Raw genomic sequence first — 15,950 nt, forward strand, 5'->3', positions numbered from 1 at the left:
GGACAACGATGCGCGCGTGTTCTGGGGAGCGCTCGTAACCCAGCGCTGACAGTTCCATGACGTTGGTGTGACAGCGGTGGATGGGCGTGCGGCCTTACGCCGCCCGCCGTTATCTATTGTCGTCAGGCTTCCTCGCCGCCGTCGAAGGCAGCGGCGAGCCGGGTCGGATGGGGCGGATGCGCGGTGCGCGGATGGCGGTCGTGCAGAAATGTCGCCAGGCTGTTGGCGATCACCCCATCGTCGACCGCGGCGGCAAACAATTGCTCCTGCGCATCACGCGGCAGATCCGGCCAGACTTTTAGCGCGGCGTGCCCGAGCAGGCCGGCGAATTTGGTCTCGTTCATGGGAAACTCCCTGCGGCTGCGGTCGTGCTGAGAAGCCAACGGCCAGACGCGCGGCGAGTTCCCCGCGGCCATACTTTGGCGGTTGCGGCCATCCTTCGAGACGCGCGCGATGCGCGCTCCTCAGGATGAGGTCCTGATTGGCGGCGAAATGCCAGACCCTCATGGTGAGGAGCCCGCAAAGCGGGCGTCTCGAACCATGTAGGCCGAGCACGTTCTCCGCCTTCAAGCGCCATGCGATAGCCCTGCACGGAAAGGGAAGCCCCAGTCGTCAGGAGGTCTGATCTGCCATCGTCCGGAACGTGATCGAATAGCGCAAGGCCTCGACGCCGGGAATGCTGTGCTCCCAGATGCGGCGCGATTCGCCTGACATCAGGTAGAGCGATCGCGGTTCGGCATCGAGCGTGTAGCGCTGCCAGCTTTCGCCCCGTCGCCTGCGGAAACGGAATTTGCAGGGCGAGCCCAGCGACAGGCCAAACACCCTGTCGAACTGCGGCTTGTCCCGGTGCCAGCCAATGCCGACGCCCACCTCGTATTCGGTGCAGAGAACCTGCGCCACCTGCGTCGATGGTCCCCCGAAAGCTTCGACCTGCTCGATCAGCGGGCCCAGCCATTCAGGGATCGGCTTTGCCTCCTGCAATCGGCGCAGCGTGTAGTCGTAACGGAACCCGAACGAGGCGACGCGGCGCTTGCCTTCGTAAGCGCCGAACTGGAACGGCTGCAACGGGAGCGCAGCGATATGGCCGATCAATTCCCGCTCGACCGCAGGCGAGATGAAGCCGGCAGCATATTGCAGGCCTTCGGGAAGGTCTGCCGTCCGTGGAAAAAGCGCAAGCTGCTCGGTCAAGCCGGCATCCTCTGGAGCATTGTGTGGATGCCAGGGATATGGGGATTGCGCGCCTCGAAGGAAAGGGATCCGCTCCTTCGCGGCGATCAGTGACGGCTACGAAGCGGGCGGTGCCGCCGGCCGCATGGTCTGTGGCAAGAGATAAGGCACGCCGTCGCCGGTCTGGCTGATCTCGACCTCGACCTCAAAAATCCGCCGGATCGTCTCCGCCGTGATGGTCTTGCGACGGTCGCCGTCGACGGCGAGTTTGCCCCTGTGCAGCAGCACGATCCGGTCGGCAAAGCGCATCGCGAGATTAAGGTCGTGCAGGATTGCGACCACGGCGGTGCCGTTCTTCGCGCGCGACTTTGCGGTCTCGACCAGGTCGATCTGGTGGCGCAGGTCGAGGCTCGAGGTCGGCTCATCGAGCAGCAGCAGGCCCGGGCCGTGCATGGCTTCGCCGCACGCAAGCTGTACCAGCACACGGGCAAAATGCGCGCGCTGCTGCTCGCCGCCGGACAGAGTCGGCAGTTGCCGGTCGCGGAAAGCTCCCAGCCCGACTTCGTGCAAGGCCGCCTCCACCAGCAGCTGCGCGGCCGTGCGGCTGCGCTCGCCGGCGCCCATCTGCACGATCTCCTCGACGGTGAAGGGGAAGGTGACATTGACATGCTGCGACAGCATCGCGCGATGCAGTGCGAGCTCGCGCGGCGGGTAGCTGCGCAAGTCGCGCGCCTTCAGCCGCACCGCGCCGCCGGTCGGCCGGATGTCGCCGGAGAGCGACCGCAGCAACGTCGACTTGCCCGCGCCGTTCGGTCCGACGATGGCGACCATCTCGCCGGCCTCGACCTTGAGGTCGATGCCGTCGATCAGCCTGGCACCGCCGACCTGCACCGTGACCGCTTGTGCCCCGAGGATCGTCATAGCCCGGTCAATCCGCGTTGCCTGAGCAGGATGGCGAGGAAGAACGGCGCGCCGACCGCGGCGGTCAGGATGCCGATCGGCATCTCCGCCGGCGCGACGACGGTGCGCGCCATCGTGTCGGCGCCAAGCATCAGGATCGCGCCGAACAAGGCGGAAGCCGGCAGCAGCAGCCGGTGGGCCGGCCCGATCGTCATCCGCAGCAGATGCGGCACCACGATGCCGACAAAGCCGACCACGCCGCACACCGAGACCGCAACGCCCGTCATCGCCGACACCATCACGATCGAAATCCGCTTCAGCCGCTCGACATCGACGCCGCTGTGAAACGCCTCGGCCTCACCAAGCACCAGTACGTCGAGACCGCGCGCGATCCATGCGCATGCGACGAGCCCCAAGGCCAGCACGGGCGCCAGCGTCGCCGCCTTCGGCCAGGTCGCGCCGCTGAGCGAGCCGAGCAGCCAGAAGGTGATGTCGCGCAATTGCCGGTCATCGGCGATGAATACAAGCAGGCCAATGCCGGCATTGGCGATGGCCGCAATCGCCAGCCCCGCCAGCAGGAAGATCGCGATCGAAGTCCGCCCGCCGCGGCTTGCGATCGAATAGAGCACGATGGTGGTGATCAGCGAGCCCACGAATGCCGAGAGCGGCAGCAACTCATGCTGAACGAAGCGAAAGCCTTCGCCGATCCGGCTGTCGGTGAACACGATCGCCGCGGCCGCTGCAAAGGCGCCGCCGGAGGAAACGCCGACCAGCGCAGGATCGGCGAGCGGGTTGCGGAACAGCCCCTGCATGATCGCCCCGGACATTGCGAGCAGGCCGCCGATCATGGCGGCGGCGGCGATCCGTGGAATCCGGATCGACCACAGCACGAGCTGGTCGCGCGCGGTCATCGCATGCGTGTCGCCCCACAAACCGAGCGCGGCCGGCAGCCGGGCGAGCGGAATGCCCGCGGCGCCTACCGTAAGCGCAATGGTCGCCGCGCAGGCCAGCACGATCAGGAGACAGGCAATGGTCAGCGTCGCGGATGGGCGCAACGTTCGAACCGGACGCCGCGTCGTCCCCGCAGCCGCGCTCATTGCCGGCAATTGGCGGTCAATGCAGCCGGAGCAAATTTCTCCGCGTCGCCCGCCAGCGCCGGATAAAGCTTTACCGACAGGTCGCGCGCGGCCGCCGCGGTGCGCGGGCCGAAGCCGAGCAGATAGAGACCTTCCATCGAGATGAAGGCCTTGTTGCCCGCCGCCGGCGTCAACGCAAAGGCAGGATGGGCGAACACCGCATCCGCCTCGAGCGAATCCTTGCCGCGCGCGATCGAAAGCACCACATCGGGTTTTGCGGCGATGATCGCCTCGTCATTGACGGGCTTGTAGCCGTCATAGCTGTCGATCGCGTTGACCGCGCCGGCCATATGGATGATTTCGTTCGCTGCGGTCGCCTTGCCCGCCGCCATGGCGCGGCCGTTCAGCAGCGACATCACGAACATCACACGGACCGATTTTGTCACCTTTGCGCGTAGCTCGCGCAATTGCGCAAGATCGCTTGCCACCACTTTGGTCAGGCACTCCGCGCGCGGATCGGCGCCCATGGCGTGGCCGACCAGCTTGATCTTGTCGATCAGCCCCGCTTCCGAAAACGTTTCCGGCACGATCACCAGCGGCACCTTGGCCGCATCCAGAATCTCGATGGTCTCCTTCGGCCCCGAACCCTGCATCGCCAGCACCAGCGATGGATTGAGCCCGAGCACGCCCTCGGCCGAGAGCTGGCGCATATAGCCGACATTGGCCTTTTCGCGCATCGCCTGCGCCGGATAGAGGCTGGTCGAGTCCACGCCGGCGATGCGGTCCTCGAAGCCGAGTGCGTACAGGATTTCCGTGATCGCCCCGCCGATCGAAACGATCCGCGCCGGATCCGATATCGTGACGTCGCGGTCGCGCGCGTCGTGCACGGTGACGCCCGCGGCGGATGCAGCGCCGCGCGCGCCGAGACAAGCGGCAAGAGCGAGCAGCGCGAGCGTGCGGCGAATTGTCATTTGGCGATCACTTGGTCAGGATCAGCTTGTTCTGCGAGGTCAGCCGCAAGCGGTAGGTATCCTCGCCATGGGCGATGATGATCTCGCGCTCGACGGCAAACAGGTCGCGGCTCTCGATACGATTGCCATTCAAGATGACGGAACGTATTGCAGGAGAAGCACTATCTGCGGACTTGGCCGGGCCTCCAATTTGATCTCCGGAAGTCGTTGCCATCTCTGTCTTTTAAGCCCCCAAAGGTTCCCGCGACCAAATCCTTGTATAGTTCGATCGCAGCGCAATCCAACCGCCGCAGTTTACAATCGATATAAAGAGCGGTTTGCGGCCCATTGACGGTTCCGGCACCGCGACGTAACCAATATGAAGGCGATACGAACGGGGTGGCCCGGTCGCGACAAGTGGTAGCCAGCAAGCAGCCGCGCAAGTTAAAGCGGCGCCAGCCAGCCAGATCCAGAGAAGAACAGGTTGGGGCATATGGCTTTCGGGGCCAGGCATTCGCGTGCCTTGATTTTGGGCGCGTCGGTATTTTCATTGGCGGTGATGTTTTCAACCGCTGCATTTGCGCAGGCCGCCGGGCCGGAAACGGCCGCGCGTATCTCCGAGCAGAACGACGTGCTGTGGTCGAGCCCCGGACCGGGCGGGGTGTACAAGGCCGCCATGAATATCCATTTTGGTGGAGCATAAGCCGCAGATCGAAGTTTAAACTCCAGTTCTCGCCGAACCGCGCTCCAGCGCGGCTTTGGCGCGTTCGTACTTCCAAGCCCAGCCAAACGGCGCGCTTCACCGGCGAAGCACGCCCCTAGCCAAGGAGAAAGCTTAGATGTTTATCGCGATGAACAGGTTCCAGGTGAAGAAGGGCTCCGAGCAGGCGTTCGAGACCCTCTGGTCCAGCCGGGAATCCTACCTCTCCAACATGGCGGGCTTTGTCGAGTTTCATCTGCTGAAAGGCCCCGAGGCCGAGGATCACACGCTGTACTCGTCGCACACCGTGTGGGCCGACAAGGCGGCGTTCGAGGCCTGGACCCGTTCGGAAGAGTTTCGCCGCGCGCATGCCAGAGCCGACAACAAGACCGGCGAAAGCCTCTATCTCGGCCATCCCAAGTTCGAAGGCTTCGACGTGATCCTGACCGAGCGCAAGTCGAGCGCGGCGGCCTAGAGCATGATCCGGACCCGCAGGGCCGCGTTAGCGCAAAGTGGAAACCGGTTTTCCCTGCGACAAACGCGAAGCGTTTGCGCCGAGATCATGCTCAAACAAGGAGGACGGTGCGTATGTTGAGCACGGAGCTTGCCGAACTGAAGGCCCACATGGCCGAGAATCCGGGCGCTGTGATCGAGGACGTTGCGAAGCAGCGCAAGGTCACGCCGCGCGCGGTGATCGAGGCGCTGCCGGCAGAGATGGTGCGGATCGGCGGCGGCGAGTTCGCCGCCGCGATGACCGACATTGCAGAGTGGGGCGAGGTGACGCTGATCGTCCACACCGATGATGCGATCTTCGAATTCACCGGCGCCATTCCCGCCGGCGAGATCGGCCGCGGCTATTTCAACCTGATGCAGCCGAAGGGGCTGCATGGCCATCTGCGGCACGAGCGTTGCGCCGCGATTGCCTTTGTCGAACGCCCCTTCATGGGCAAGACCTCGGCTTTCATCGCCTTCATCAATGTCGATGGCGGCGTCATGTTCAAGGTGTTTGTCGGCCGCGACGAGACGCGCGCGCTGCGCACCGACCAACTCGAACGTTTCAGGGCGCTTGCCGACCGGATCGCGCCGGCGAAGGCTGCCTGAAGCCTATCCGAACCGATGATCGTAGCGCGCCAGCGTCAGTTCGCTGGTATCGATGTCAGGCTTGCGGCCGGACAGAAGGTCGGCGAGCACGCGGCCGGAGCCGCACGCCATGGTCCAGCCGAGCGTGCCGTGACCGGTATTGAGATGCAGATTTGTGTAGCGCGTCGCGCCGATCACCGGCGGCCCATCGGGCGTCATCGGCCGCAAGCCGGACCAGAACGTCGCCTTGCCGAGGTCGCCGCCGCGCGGAAACATGTCTGATAGCGAATGGTCGAGCGTTGCCCGCCGCGCCGCGTCGAGGCTGGCAGAGTAACCCGAGATTTCTGCGGTGCCGCCGACACGGATACGGCTCCCGAGCCGCGTGATCGCGACCTTGTAGCTTTCGTCCATCACGGTCGATACCGGCGCGCCGCTTTCGTCGATGACAGGCACCGTGATCGAATAGCCCTTGATGGGATAGACCGGAACTGAAATGCCGACGGGTTTCAGCATTCGCGGCGACCAGCTGCCGAGTGCGGCGACATAGGCATCGGCCTGCAAAAGTCCGGCGTTGGTGACGACGCCCGTGATGCGCTCGCCCTCCGCGACCAGGCGATCGATGCCGGTGTTGAACAAGAAGTGCACGCCGAGCTTTGCAGCTTCTGCGGCGAGCGCCTGCGTGAACATATGGCAATCGCCGGTCTCGTCCTGCGGCAGCCGCAGCCCGCCGACGAATTTTTCCTTCACCGCCGACAGCGCAGGCTCGGCGCCGATGCAGCCGTCACGGTCCAGCACCTCGTAGGGAACGCCATATTGCTTGAGCACCGCGATGTCGTCGCCGGTACCGTCGAGCTGCTTCTGCTGGCGAAACAGCTGTAGCGTGCCTCGGCTGCGCTCGTCGTACTTGATGCCGATCTCGGCACGCAGTGCCCGCAGGCAATCGCGGCTGTATTCGGCGATCGGAATCATCCGGCGCTTGTTGATGGCATAGCGCTCCGCCGTGCAGTTGCGCAGCATCTTCAGGCCCCAGATCCACATGCGTGGATCGAGTTTTGGCCAGATCACCAGCGGGCCATGCCGCATCAGCAGCCATTTGATGGCCTTTACCGGCACGCCCGGTCCCGCCCAGGGCGAGGAATAGCCGGGCGACACTTCGCCGGCATTGGCAAAGCTGGTTTCCTGGGCAGGGGCGGCCTGGCGGTCGACGACAACAACTTCATGGCCGGCGCGCGCCAGATAATAGGCGGTGGAGACGCCGATCACGCCACTGCCGAGAACGATGATCTTCACGATCCCTCAAGCTTCTGCGGCGGCACTGCTCGACCGCCGCTGAAAGGTTCGATACCGCAGCTCTATGCGTAGCAAGAGCAAGGATCAGGCCACGCGCTTGATCGCGTCCCCGAGGATCGAGACCATGTCGTCGATATGGCTCTTCTCGACGATCAGCGGCGGCGACATCGCAAAGGAATCGCCGCTCATGCGCAGATAAAGCCCGCGATTGAAGCAATCGACCATGATGTCATAGCCGCGCGTTCCCACCCCGTCCTTGCGCGCCGAAACCTCCACCGCGCCCATCAGGCCGACATTGCGGATGTCGATCACGTTCGGCAGGCCTTTGAGCGAATGCAGCGCATCGCGCCAGTATTCGGCAAGGCTCGCGCCGCGCGTCAGCAGCTGCTCGTCCTTGTAGATGTCGAGGGTGGCCATGCCGGCAGCACAGGCCACCGGATGCGCCGAATAAGTGTAGCCGTGGAACAGCTCGATGGTGCCTTCGGGGCCGGTCATCAGCCCGTCATGGATCTTGCGGCTGGCGAACACGGCGCCGCAGGGAACGGTGCCGTTGGTGATGCCCTTGGCCGTGGTCATCAGGTCCGGCGTCACGCCAAAATAATCGGCGGCGAATGGCGTGCCGAGCCGGCCAAAACCTGTGATGACCTCGTCCATGATCATCAGGATGCCATGCTTGTCGCAGAGTTCGCGCAAGCGGTTGAGATAACCCTTGGGCGGCGGCAGCACGGCGGTCGAACCCGGCACCGGCTCGACGATGACGGCGGCGATGGTGTCGGCGCCATGCAGCGCCACCATCCGCTCGAGATCGTCGGCAAGCTCTGCGCCATGCTCTGGCAGATCCTTGGCAAAGGCGTTGCGGGCGAGATCATGGGTGTGACGGATGTGGTCGACGCCAGGCAGATGGGTCGCAAACGCGCGGCGGTTCGCCACCATGCCGCCGACCGACATGCCGCCGAAACCGACGCCGTGATAGCCGCGCTCGCGACCGATCAGCCGCGTCCGCGTTCCCTGTCCGACGGCGCGCTGGTAGGCCAGCGCGATCTTCAGCGCGGTGTCGACCGATTCCGAACCTGAATTGGTGAAGAAGATGCGATCGAGCCCCTTCGGCGCGATCTCGGCCAGCCGCTCGGCGAAATCGAACGCCAGCGGGTGGCCCATGTTGAACGAGGGCGCGAAATCGAGATTGGTCAATTGCCGTTCGACCGCGGCGGCGATCTGGCGTCGGCCGTGACCCGCATTGACGCACCAGAGGCCGGCGGAGCCGTCGATCACCTTGCGGCCGTCGACGGTGGTGTAATGCATGCCCTCGGCGGACGCGAACAGCCGCGGCGCTTTCTTGAACTGCCGGTTGGCCGTGAACGGCATCCAGAACGAATCGGTTTGCAGGGTGTTCGGCTTCTGATGAACGGTCACGGCGTCTCGCTCCTGTGCTGGCAGCTCAAGACAGTACCGGGCCACGCTCGCGAGCACTCAACAAGTCCTTTTCTGCGCTCCCGCAACCCATTGATTTTGTTGGTTCGACCAAGGCATATTTGTGCGATCCGCAACACCTGCAACAGGGACTTGCCATGAGCGTCGATATCGGTGGGCGGCTGCGATTCATTCGGAGCCGCCACAAGCTGTCGCAGCGCGAGCTTGCCAAACGCTCCGGCGTGACCAATTCGACGATCTCGCTGATCGAATCCAACCAGATGAACCCCTCGGTCGGCGCGCTCAAGCGCATCCTCGACGGCGTTCCGATGGGGATGGCGGAGTTCTTCGCGCTCGAGCCGGACCGGCCGCGCAAGGTGTTTTACCGTTCCGACGAGCTGACCGAGATCGGCAAGAAGCCGATCTCGTACCGTCAGGTCGGCGACAATCTGTTCGGCCGCGCGCTACAGATCCTGAAAGAGCGCTACGAGCCGGGCGCCGACACCGGGCGCGTGCTGCTGGTGCATGACGGCGAGGAGGGCGGCATCGTGATATCAGGCCGGCTGGAAGTGACCGTCGACGACGAGCGCCGCATCCTCGATCCCGGCGACGCCTATTATTTCGAGAGCCGCCGCCCGCACCGTTTTCGCTGCGTCGGCGCCAAACCGTGCGAGTTGATCAGCGCCTGCACGCCGCCGACTTTTTGAAGCGCTAATTCGTCATTGCGAGGAGCGAAGCGACGAAGCAATCCAGCTTTCTTGCCGCGAAGGAAGCTGGATTGCTTCGCTTCGCTCGCAATGACGAAAGGGAGTGGGCCTATTCCTTCACCGCGCCGGTCAGCGACGACACGTAGTAGTCGACGAACAGCGAATAGAACAGCGCGACCGGCAGCGAGCCGAGCAGGGAGCCTGCCATCAGCGCGCCCCATTGATAGACGTCGCCGGTGACGAGCTCGGTCAGGATCGCGACCGGCACGGTCTTGTTGGCGCCGCTCTGGATGAAGGCGAGCGCGTAGATGAACTCGTTCCAGGACAGCGTGAAGGAGAAGATGCCGGCCGAGATCAGGCCGGGCACCGCGAGCGGCAGCGTGATCTTGCGCAGGATCTGTAGCCGCGTCGCGCCGTCGACCAGCGCGCATTCCTCCAGTTCATAGGGAATCGACTTGAAATAGCCGATCAGCAGCCAGGTGCAGAACGGCACCAGGAAGGTCGGATAGACCAGGATCAGCGCCATCGGGCTGTCGAACAGGCCGAACTGCACGATCACGGTGGCGAGCGGAATGAACAGGATCGAGGGCGGCACGAGGTAGGCGAGGTAGATGCCGAGGCCCACATAGGGGCTGCCGCGAAAACGCAGACGCTCGATCGCATAGGCCGCCAGCGTCGAAGCGAACAGCGACAGGAAGGTCGATCCGATCGCCACGAACATCGTGGTCTTCAGCCAGGTCGGATAGGCCGTGTTGAACAGCAGATGTTTGATATGCGCCAGCGTCGGCGAGGTAATCCAGAACGGGTTGTGATCCTTGAAGTTCAGCAGCTCCGCGTTCGGTTTGAACGAGGTGACCGCCATCCAGTAGAACGGGAACAGCAGGATCAGCACGAAGCAGGACAGCGGCAGATAGATCATCACCATCCGCCGCGCGCGCGAATCCCACGCCATCGTCTCCGGTGCGGAGGTCGCGCTTGCCTGCTGCTGTACGGCGGTGTCAGTCATTGGCTTCTCCCTGCTGCCATTTGCGGCGCGCGAGGCCGAAGTAGCTGAACAACGTCGCGAACACGAGGAAGGGGACCATCGACACCGCGATTGCCGCGCCTTCGCCGAGCTCGCCGCCGGCGATGCCGCGCTGGAACGCCAGCGTCGCGAGCAGATGCGTCGAATTGACCGGCCCGCCGCGGGTGATGGCGTAGACGAGCTGGAAGTCGGTGAAGGTGAAGATGATCGAGAACGTCATGACGATGGCGAGGATCGGCATCATCATCGGGAAGGTGATGTAGCGGAAGCGCTGCCAGGCGGTGGCGCCGTCCAGCATCGCAGCCTCATAGAGCGAGGGCGAGATGGTCTGTAGTCCCGCCAGCAGCGAGATCGCCACGAACGGAATGCCGCGCCAGATGTTGGCGGCGATCAGCGAGAAGCGCGCCGGCCATGGCGTGCCGAGGAAGTCGATATTGGTCGAGCGCCAGCCCAGCACGTCGACCAGCAGATAGGAGATGATCGAGAACTGAGGATCGTAGATCCACCAGAATGCCAGCGCCGACAGCACGGTCGGCACGATCCACGGCAACAGCACGATGGCGCGGATCAGGCTCTTGAGCGGGATGTGGTTGTTGAGCAGCAGCGCCAGCCAGAAGCCGAGCGCGAATTTTCCGAAGGTTGCGACCGCGGTGTAGAAGATGCTGTAGAACACCGCGCCCCACCACAAGGGATCCTTGAGCAGGTACTGGAAATTCTCGAAGCCGACGAAAATGCCTCGCTGGCCGATGGTGGTGTCGGTAAAGGCGAGCCAGACGCCGAGCCCGAGCGGATAGGTGAGGAACACCGTCAGGAGGCCGATCGCGGGCGTCAGGCACACGACGATCAAAAACAGCTTGTTGTCGAGCAGCCGGGCGAACCAGCCCGGCTGGTGCTGGGCATAGCTGCGCGCGGATATTGTCGTTACGGACATTCGGTCGGTGTCCTGTTCTAATTCACCATGCCGTCATTGCGATATGTTCGTCATTGCGAGGAGCAAAGCGACGAAGCAATCCATTCTTCCTCGCGGCAAGATGGATTGCTTCGCTTCGCTCGCAATGACGTTACCGGCCCTGGCGCCGGAAATACCGCTTCGCGCGCTGCTCCGCTTCCGCGGCGGCAGCCTCCGGCGTCTGGGCGCCAGTTGCAACCGCGGCGCACATCTGGATCAGCACATAATCGGCACTGACCGCGCCTGTGGCGGTCGAGATCGGTCCCTTGTAGCCGTCGTAATAGGTGCTCTTCATCGTATCCTTGAAGATCGTCACCTTGGGATCGCTGGACCAGACCGCGGCGTCCGCATAGGCGGCGAGCGGCTGTGACCAGTAGCCGGAGTTGGCATTGAGCCACGGCTCGTACTGATCCTTTTCCAGCATGTAGGTCAGGAATGCCTTGGCGGCGTTGGGATACTGGCTGTGCTTGAACAGCATCGCGTTCAGCGTCAGGCCCGCCATCGGCGAAACCTTGGCAAGACCCTTCGGCAGCAACTGATGCTCGCTGTCCTCGGCGATCGCCTTGGTGGCCGGATCGTTCTTCAGCGAGAAGTACAGCGAGACGCCGTTGGCGGTCAGCGAGATTTCCTGCGAGGAATAGGCGCGGTTGTTGCTGACGTCGTTCCACGACGGCGTGCCGGCGATGAAGGTCGGGTACAGTTGCTTGATCCAGTTCAGCGCGGCGATGGTCTCCTTGCTGTTGATGGTGATGTTGCCCTCTTCATCGAGCAGGGCGGCGTTGTGCGACCACAGCGCCCAGTTGGCAAAGCCGTTGCCGTCGCCCTTGGCGTTGCCGAGCGCAAAGCCTGCGGGCTTGCCGGCCTTGTGCAGCTTCTGGCAGAGATCCACGATTCCGGCATGATCCTCGGGGACCTTGTCGAAGCCGACCGATTTCAGCACCGACTTGCGGTAGATCAGGGGACCGGCGGTCGCGCCGAACGGCAAGCCGATCCAGGCGTTGCTCTTGCTGCGCTTGCCGTAGGTCTGCGCCAGCGGCAGCCAGCCGCCGTAGCGCTTGCCGATATAGTCGGCGACATCGGTCAGTTCGACCAGCTTGTCGACATAGATGTGCGGCGCATCGGAGAAGCCGATGATCATATCCGGGCCGGCGCCGGAATTGGAGGTCACTGCGGTCTGCTGGTTGATGTCCTCCCAGCCGACGAAGTCGACCTTGACCTCGACGCCGGTGTCCTTGGTGAATTTTGCGGCATTGGCGCGGAACACGTCCTCGTCGGCCTGCACGAAGCGCACCGGGCGCAGCATGCGCAGGGTCGCGCCCTTTTCGATCGCGAATTTGGGGGCCGGCACATCGGCGGCCTTGATGGGGGAAGTCTGAGCCTTGGCCCCGGTCACTGCCAGCGCGGCAGCCGAGACGCCCAGCGCCAGCGCATCGCGGCGAGTGATATCGTTCGACATTCGTTTTTCTCCCTGTTTTCGTTCCCGGACGTTGAATCGCCGGTGAACGTCGTCTTGGTATTCCGGTCCGTAAAACCGGCTCCCGCTGCAATCATGCCCGAAATTGCAGGGCATGATCACCATCATTTCGTATGATCGGATCATCTGCAAATGATCGCGATCACGACCGGCCTTGCGGTTGGCCGTTAGCTGTTCGGGCCGCGGTCCATGCTGACCGGCTGCCACCGGCGCAGTGAGGTATTTTGCAGCACCGACGGATTGACGCAGCTTACCGGCCACATGCCCGACAGGACCAGTGACAATTCGTAGCCTACGCGGCGCTTGCGCGCTTCGTCAAAACGTGCCGACGCCGAAGCCACATGCGCGGTCAGGGTGACGTTTTCCATGGATAGCATCGGGTTGTTGTGCGAGGGCGGTTCCTTCTCGAGCACGTCGAGCGCGGCATGCGCGATCCACCCCTCTTGCAGCGCCTTGATCAGCCCTTCCTCGTCGACGGTGGCACCGCGGCCGGTATTGATGAAGATCGCGTTCTTCTTCATCTGCCGGAAATGCTTCTCGCCGAGCATGTGATGCACCTCGGGGCGCGCAGGGGCGTGCATCGAGAGGAAGTCCGATTGTGACAACACCTCCGACAGAGTCGCCGGGATCACGCCATGTTCCGATATCAGCGTTTCCTGGATGAAGGGATCGTAGGCCATCATCCGCAGGCCGAACGGCGCGGCGCGCTTGGCGACGGCGCGGGCGACCCGGCCGAAGGAGATGAAGCCGAGCGTCTGTCCCATTAGGCGCGGGATCTTGAGCAGCGCCGGCCGGCCCTCGGACCAGCGGCCGGTGCGCACCATCTTGTCCTGCTCGACCAGCCGGCGGAAGCCGGCCAGCAGCAGCATCATGGCGTGGTCGGCGACTTCCTCGATGAAGGTGTCGGGAATGTTGGTGACGGGAATGCCGCGGGCGGTCGCGGCCTTTACATCCACGCTGTCGACGCCGACGCTGCCGAGCGTGATGACCTTGCAGTTCTCCAGGGAGTCGATGATCGTCTTGGTGATCGGCATGCCCTTGGCGTAGATCGCATCCGCGTTCTTTGCCGCGGCGATGAATTCCGTCTCGTTGGCCGGCGCCTCGACGATCTCGGCGCCGATCGGATCGAGCGCCTCCTTCTCATAGTCGTAACCGCCGCCGGCCACCGTGAAACTTGCGCCTTTCGGCGTCACAACCCTGAATTTCGGCATTTCCTGCTCCCGCTCCCGATTTGACTCGTCGGTGTTGATTGATGACGGCGACTTTTCACCGTTGCCTGCGTCATTCTGTCCGTCTCTGCAATTGCCGGTTGCTCGGGAGCAAAGCGCCAGTTGTGCGCCACCGGACTTCTACGGAGGGAACTCGTAACCAAGCGCTAAAACCTCTCACGATAAGGTCAGCCGAATCAATCCGCTAATCGCCCTGCCACGCACATTTTCCGGAGAAATCCTGTGAAGCTGACCAATCTGAAGATTACCCCCAAGCTGGGAATTCTGGTGGGGGTGACCCTCATCGGCCTTTGCATGGCAGGCGTTCTCGCCGGCCACCTGATGCAGCGCGAGATGTTCAATGCTCGCATGGAACAGACCCGCGCCATCGTCGACATGGGCCTCAACATGGCCGCCGGGCTCAAGAAGGAAGTCGACGCCGGCAAGATGACCAAGGAAGCGGCGCTCGCCGAATTGAGCAAGCGCGGCAATACGCTGACCTACGACAAGGGCAACGGCTACCTGTTCGGCACGCGCTATGACGGCATCACGGTGATGGCGCCCAATCCGGCGCAAATCGGCCAGAACCGCATGGATGTCGTGACCAACGGCCGCTATTTGTCGCGCGAGCTGATGGAAGGGGTGAAGAAGAACGGCGAAATCCTGCTCACCTATGAGTACATGAAGCCCGGCACCGACAAGCCGATCCGCAAGATCGGCTATGCGGTCGCCGTTCCCGGCTTCGACATGTATCTCGGCACCGGCGCCTATCTCGATGACCTCGACGAAAAGATGAAGCCGATCGCCTGGCTGCTCGGCCTGGCCGTCCTCGGCATCGCCATTATCGCCGGCAGCATCGCCTGGCTGATCGGCCGCAGCATCGCAAAGCCGCTGGGCCAGCTCGGCGCCCGCATGCAGGATATCGCCGACGGCAAGCTTGACGGCGAAATCCCGGGCCTCGGCCGCGGTGACGAGATCGGCGCGATGGCGGCCACCGTCCAGATATTCAAGGACAATGCGATCCGCATCCGCGGGCTGGAGCAGGCGGAAGCCGAGAGCCAGAAGCGCGTCGCGGCCGAGCGCCGCTCCGCAATGGAGAACCTCGCCAACGATTTCGAGCGCTCCGTTTCCGGCATCGTCCGTTCGGTCTCCTCGGCGGCGACGGGCATGCAGGGCACGGCGCAGTCGATGACGGCGACCGCCAGCGACGCCAGCGCGCGCGCCGCCACGGTGAGCGCGGCGTCCGAAAGCGCCTCCAATAATGTCGGCACCGTCGCGGCCGCGGCGGAAGAGCTCTCCTCTTCGGTCGCGGAAATCTCCCGCCAGGTGGCGCGCTCCAGCGAGATCGCCAGCAAGGCGGTCGGCGATGCCGAGCGCACCAACTCCACGGTTCAGGCGCTCTCGACCGGTGCCGAGAAGATTGGCGAGGTGGTGAAGCTGATCCACAGCATCGCGGCGCAGACCAACCTGCTGGCGCTCAACGCCACCATCGAGGCGGCGCGCGCCGGCGAATCCGGCCGCGGCTTTGCGGTGGTCGCTTCCGAAGTGAAGGCGCTCGCCAACCAGACTGCGAAAGCGACCGAAGAAATTTCGGCGCAGGTGGCGGCGATGCAGGCGTCCACCAGCGAGGCCGTTGCCTCGATCGGCGGCATCAGCCAGACCATCGCGCAGATGAGCGAGATCACGGTCAGCATCTCGACCGCCGTCGACCAGCAGGGCGATGCGACGCGCGAGATCGCCCGCAACATCCAGTCGGTTGCGGCCGGCTCGAACGAGATCAACGCCAATATCGGCAGCGTCACCTCGGCAGCCTCCGCCACCGGCAAGGCGGCCACTGACGTGCTCTCGAACGCCAGGGAGCTCGACAACCAGTCCGGCATGCTGCGCAATGCCGTCGACGAATTTTTGGCCAAGGTCCGCGCGGCGTAAGCATGATCCCGAAAAGTGGAGACCGGTTTTCGGACAAGATCATGCGCAAATAAAAGAGTTTCTCAGCACCACGACGAAAATGCCCG

General features: G+C 63.7%; 17 protein-coding genes. 4 read left to right on the forward strand and 13 right to left on the reverse strand.

The window, feature by feature from the left end; translation table 11 throughout:
* Positions 1–122: 122 nt before the first annotated feature.
* The 7 genes from JQ628_RS21165 to JQ628_RS21195 all read right to left on the reverse strand — a co-directional run bounded on the left by JQ628_RS21165 (position 123) and on the right by JQ628_RS21195 (position 4,771).
* A complete protein-coding gene (locus JQ628_RS21165; protein ID WP_212225056.1) occupies positions 123–344 on the reverse strand; it encodes a hypothetical protein in 222 nt (73 codons plus the stop codon).
* A 268-nt stretch (positions 345–612) separates the two neighbouring features.
* On the reverse strand, positions 613–1,188 hold the full coding sequence (locus tag JQ628_RS21170) for an alpha-ketoglutarate-dependent dioxygenase AlkB (RefSeq protein WP_212225057.1): 576 nt from the start codon (positions 1,186–1,188) through the stop codon (positions 613–615).
* Positions 1,189–1,284: 96 nt separating this feature from the next.
* A complete protein-coding gene (locus JQ628_RS21175) occupies positions 1,285–2,088 on the reverse strand; it encodes a heme ABC transporter ATP-binding protein (RefSeq protein WP_212225059.1) in 804 nt (267 codons plus the stop codon).
* The gene (locus tag JQ628_RS21180; protein WP_212225061.1) at positions 2,085–3,164 is read right to left on the reverse strand and encodes a FecCD family ABC transporter permease; all 1,080 of its coding nucleotides are present in this window, start codon (positions 3,162–3,164) and stop codon (positions 2,085–2,087) included. Before JQ628_RS21180 ends, JQ628_RS21175 begins: the two co-directional genes overlap by 4 nt.
* A complete protein-coding gene (locus JQ628_RS21185; protein ID WP_212225063.1) occupies positions 3,161–4,114 on the reverse strand; it encodes a heme/hemin ABC transporter substrate-binding protein in 954 nt (317 codons plus the stop codon). The genes JQ628_RS21180 and JQ628_RS21185 overlap by 4 nt, the downstream gene beginning before the upstream one ends.
* A gap of 7 nt (positions 4,115–4,121) precedes the next feature.
* The gene (locus JQ628_RS21190) at positions 4,122–4,328 is read right to left on the reverse strand and encodes a hemin uptake protein HemP (protein WP_212225064.1); all 207 of its coding nucleotides are present in this window, start codon (positions 4,326–4,328) and stop codon (positions 4,122–4,124) included.
* A gap of 209 nt (positions 4,329–4,537) precedes the next feature.
* Entirely contained in the window at positions 4,538–4,771 is a 234-nt protein-coding gene (locus JQ628_RS21195; protein ID WP_212225065.1) for a hypothetical protein, read from the reverse strand.
* Positions 4,772–4,932: 161 nt separating this feature from the next.
* Between JQ628_RS21195 and JQ628_RS21200 the strand changes: the two genes are divergently transcribed.
* A complete protein-coding gene (locus JQ628_RS21200) occupies positions 4,933–5,268 on the forward strand; it encodes an antibiotic biosynthesis monooxygenase family protein (RefSeq protein WP_212225066.1) in 336 nt (111 codons plus the stop codon).
* Positions 5,269–5,381: 113 nt separating this feature from the next.
* Positions 5,382–5,894 carry a heme utilization cystosolic carrier protein HutX gene (hutX, locus tag JQ628_RS21205; protein ID WP_212225067.1) on the forward strand — a complete coding sequence of 171 codons (513 nt, stop codon included), beginning with the start codon at positions 5,382–5,384 and terminating at the stop codon, positions 5,892–5,894.
* A gap of 3 nt (positions 5,895–5,897) precedes the next feature.
* On the opposite strand, the gene JQ628_RS21210 is transcribed toward hutX, so the two are convergent.
* Together JQ628_RS21210 and JQ628_RS21215 are read right to left on the reverse strand one after the other, a co-directional pair.
* The gene (locus tag JQ628_RS21210) at positions 5,898–7,163 is read right to left on the reverse strand and encodes a D-amino acid dehydrogenase (protein ID WP_212225068.1); all 1,266 of its coding nucleotides are present in this window, start codon (positions 7,161–7,163) and stop codon (positions 5,898–5,900) included.
* A gap of 84 nt (positions 7,164–7,247) precedes the next feature.
* A complete protein-coding gene (locus JQ628_RS21215; protein WP_349628098.1) occupies positions 7,248–8,576 on the reverse strand; it encodes an aspartate aminotransferase family protein in 1,329 nt (442 codons plus the stop codon).
* A 155-nt stretch (positions 8,577–8,731) separates the two neighbouring features.
* Between JQ628_RS21215 and JQ628_RS21220 the strand changes: the two genes are divergently transcribed.
* Positions 8,732–9,280 (forward strand): cupin domain-containing protein, encoded by a 549-nt coding sequence (locus tag JQ628_RS21220; RefSeq protein WP_212225069.1) that lies wholly within the window; start codon positions 8,732–8,734, stop codon positions 9,278–9,280.
* 109 nt (positions 9,281–9,389) lie between these two features.
* Here the strand turns inward: JQ628_RS21220 and JQ628_RS21225 are convergent, their stop codons facing one another.
* The 4 genes from JQ628_RS21225 to JQ628_RS21240 all read right to left on the reverse strand — a co-directional run bounded on the left by JQ628_RS21225 (position 9,390) and on the right by JQ628_RS21240 (position 13,938).
* On the reverse strand, positions 9,390–10,286 hold the full coding sequence (locus JQ628_RS21225; RefSeq protein WP_212225070.1) for a carbohydrate ABC transporter permease: 897 nt from the start codon (positions 10,284–10,286) through the stop codon (positions 9,390–9,392).
* The gene (locus JQ628_RS21230; RefSeq protein WP_212225071.1) at positions 10,279–11,235 is read right to left on the reverse strand and encodes a carbohydrate ABC transporter permease; all 957 of its coding nucleotides are present in this window, start codon (positions 11,233–11,235) and stop codon (positions 10,279–10,281) included. Before JQ628_RS21230 ends, JQ628_RS21225 begins: the two co-directional genes overlap by 8 nt.
* Positions 11,236–11,365: 130 nt before the next feature.
* Complete coding sequence (locus tag JQ628_RS21235; RefSeq protein ID WP_212225072.1) at positions 11,366–12,709, reverse strand: ABC transporter substrate-binding protein; 1,344 nt, start codon at positions 12,707–12,709, stop codon at positions 11,366–11,368.
* A gap of 185 nt (positions 12,710–12,894) precedes the next feature.
* On the reverse strand, positions 12,895–13,938 hold the full coding sequence (locus JQ628_RS21240) for a C-terminal binding protein (protein ID WP_212225074.1): 1,044 nt from the start codon (positions 13,936–13,938) through the stop codon (positions 12,895–12,897).
* A 240-nt stretch (positions 13,939–14,178) separates the two neighbouring features.
* Between JQ628_RS21240 and JQ628_RS21245 the strand changes: the two genes are divergently transcribed.
* Positions 14,179–15,864, forward strand: a complete 1,686-nt coding sequence (locus JQ628_RS21245; RefSeq protein ID WP_212225076.1) for a methyl-accepting chemotaxis protein — start codon at positions 14,179–14,181, stop codon at positions 15,862–15,864.
* The last annotated feature ends 86 nt before the right edge of the window (positions 15,865–15,950 follow it).

This window comes from Bradyrhizobium lablabi, from assembly GCF_018129385.1.
Lineage (GTDB): Bacteria > Pseudomonadota > Alphaproteobacteria > Rhizobiales > Xanthobacteraceae > Bradyrhizobium > Bradyrhizobium lablabi_C.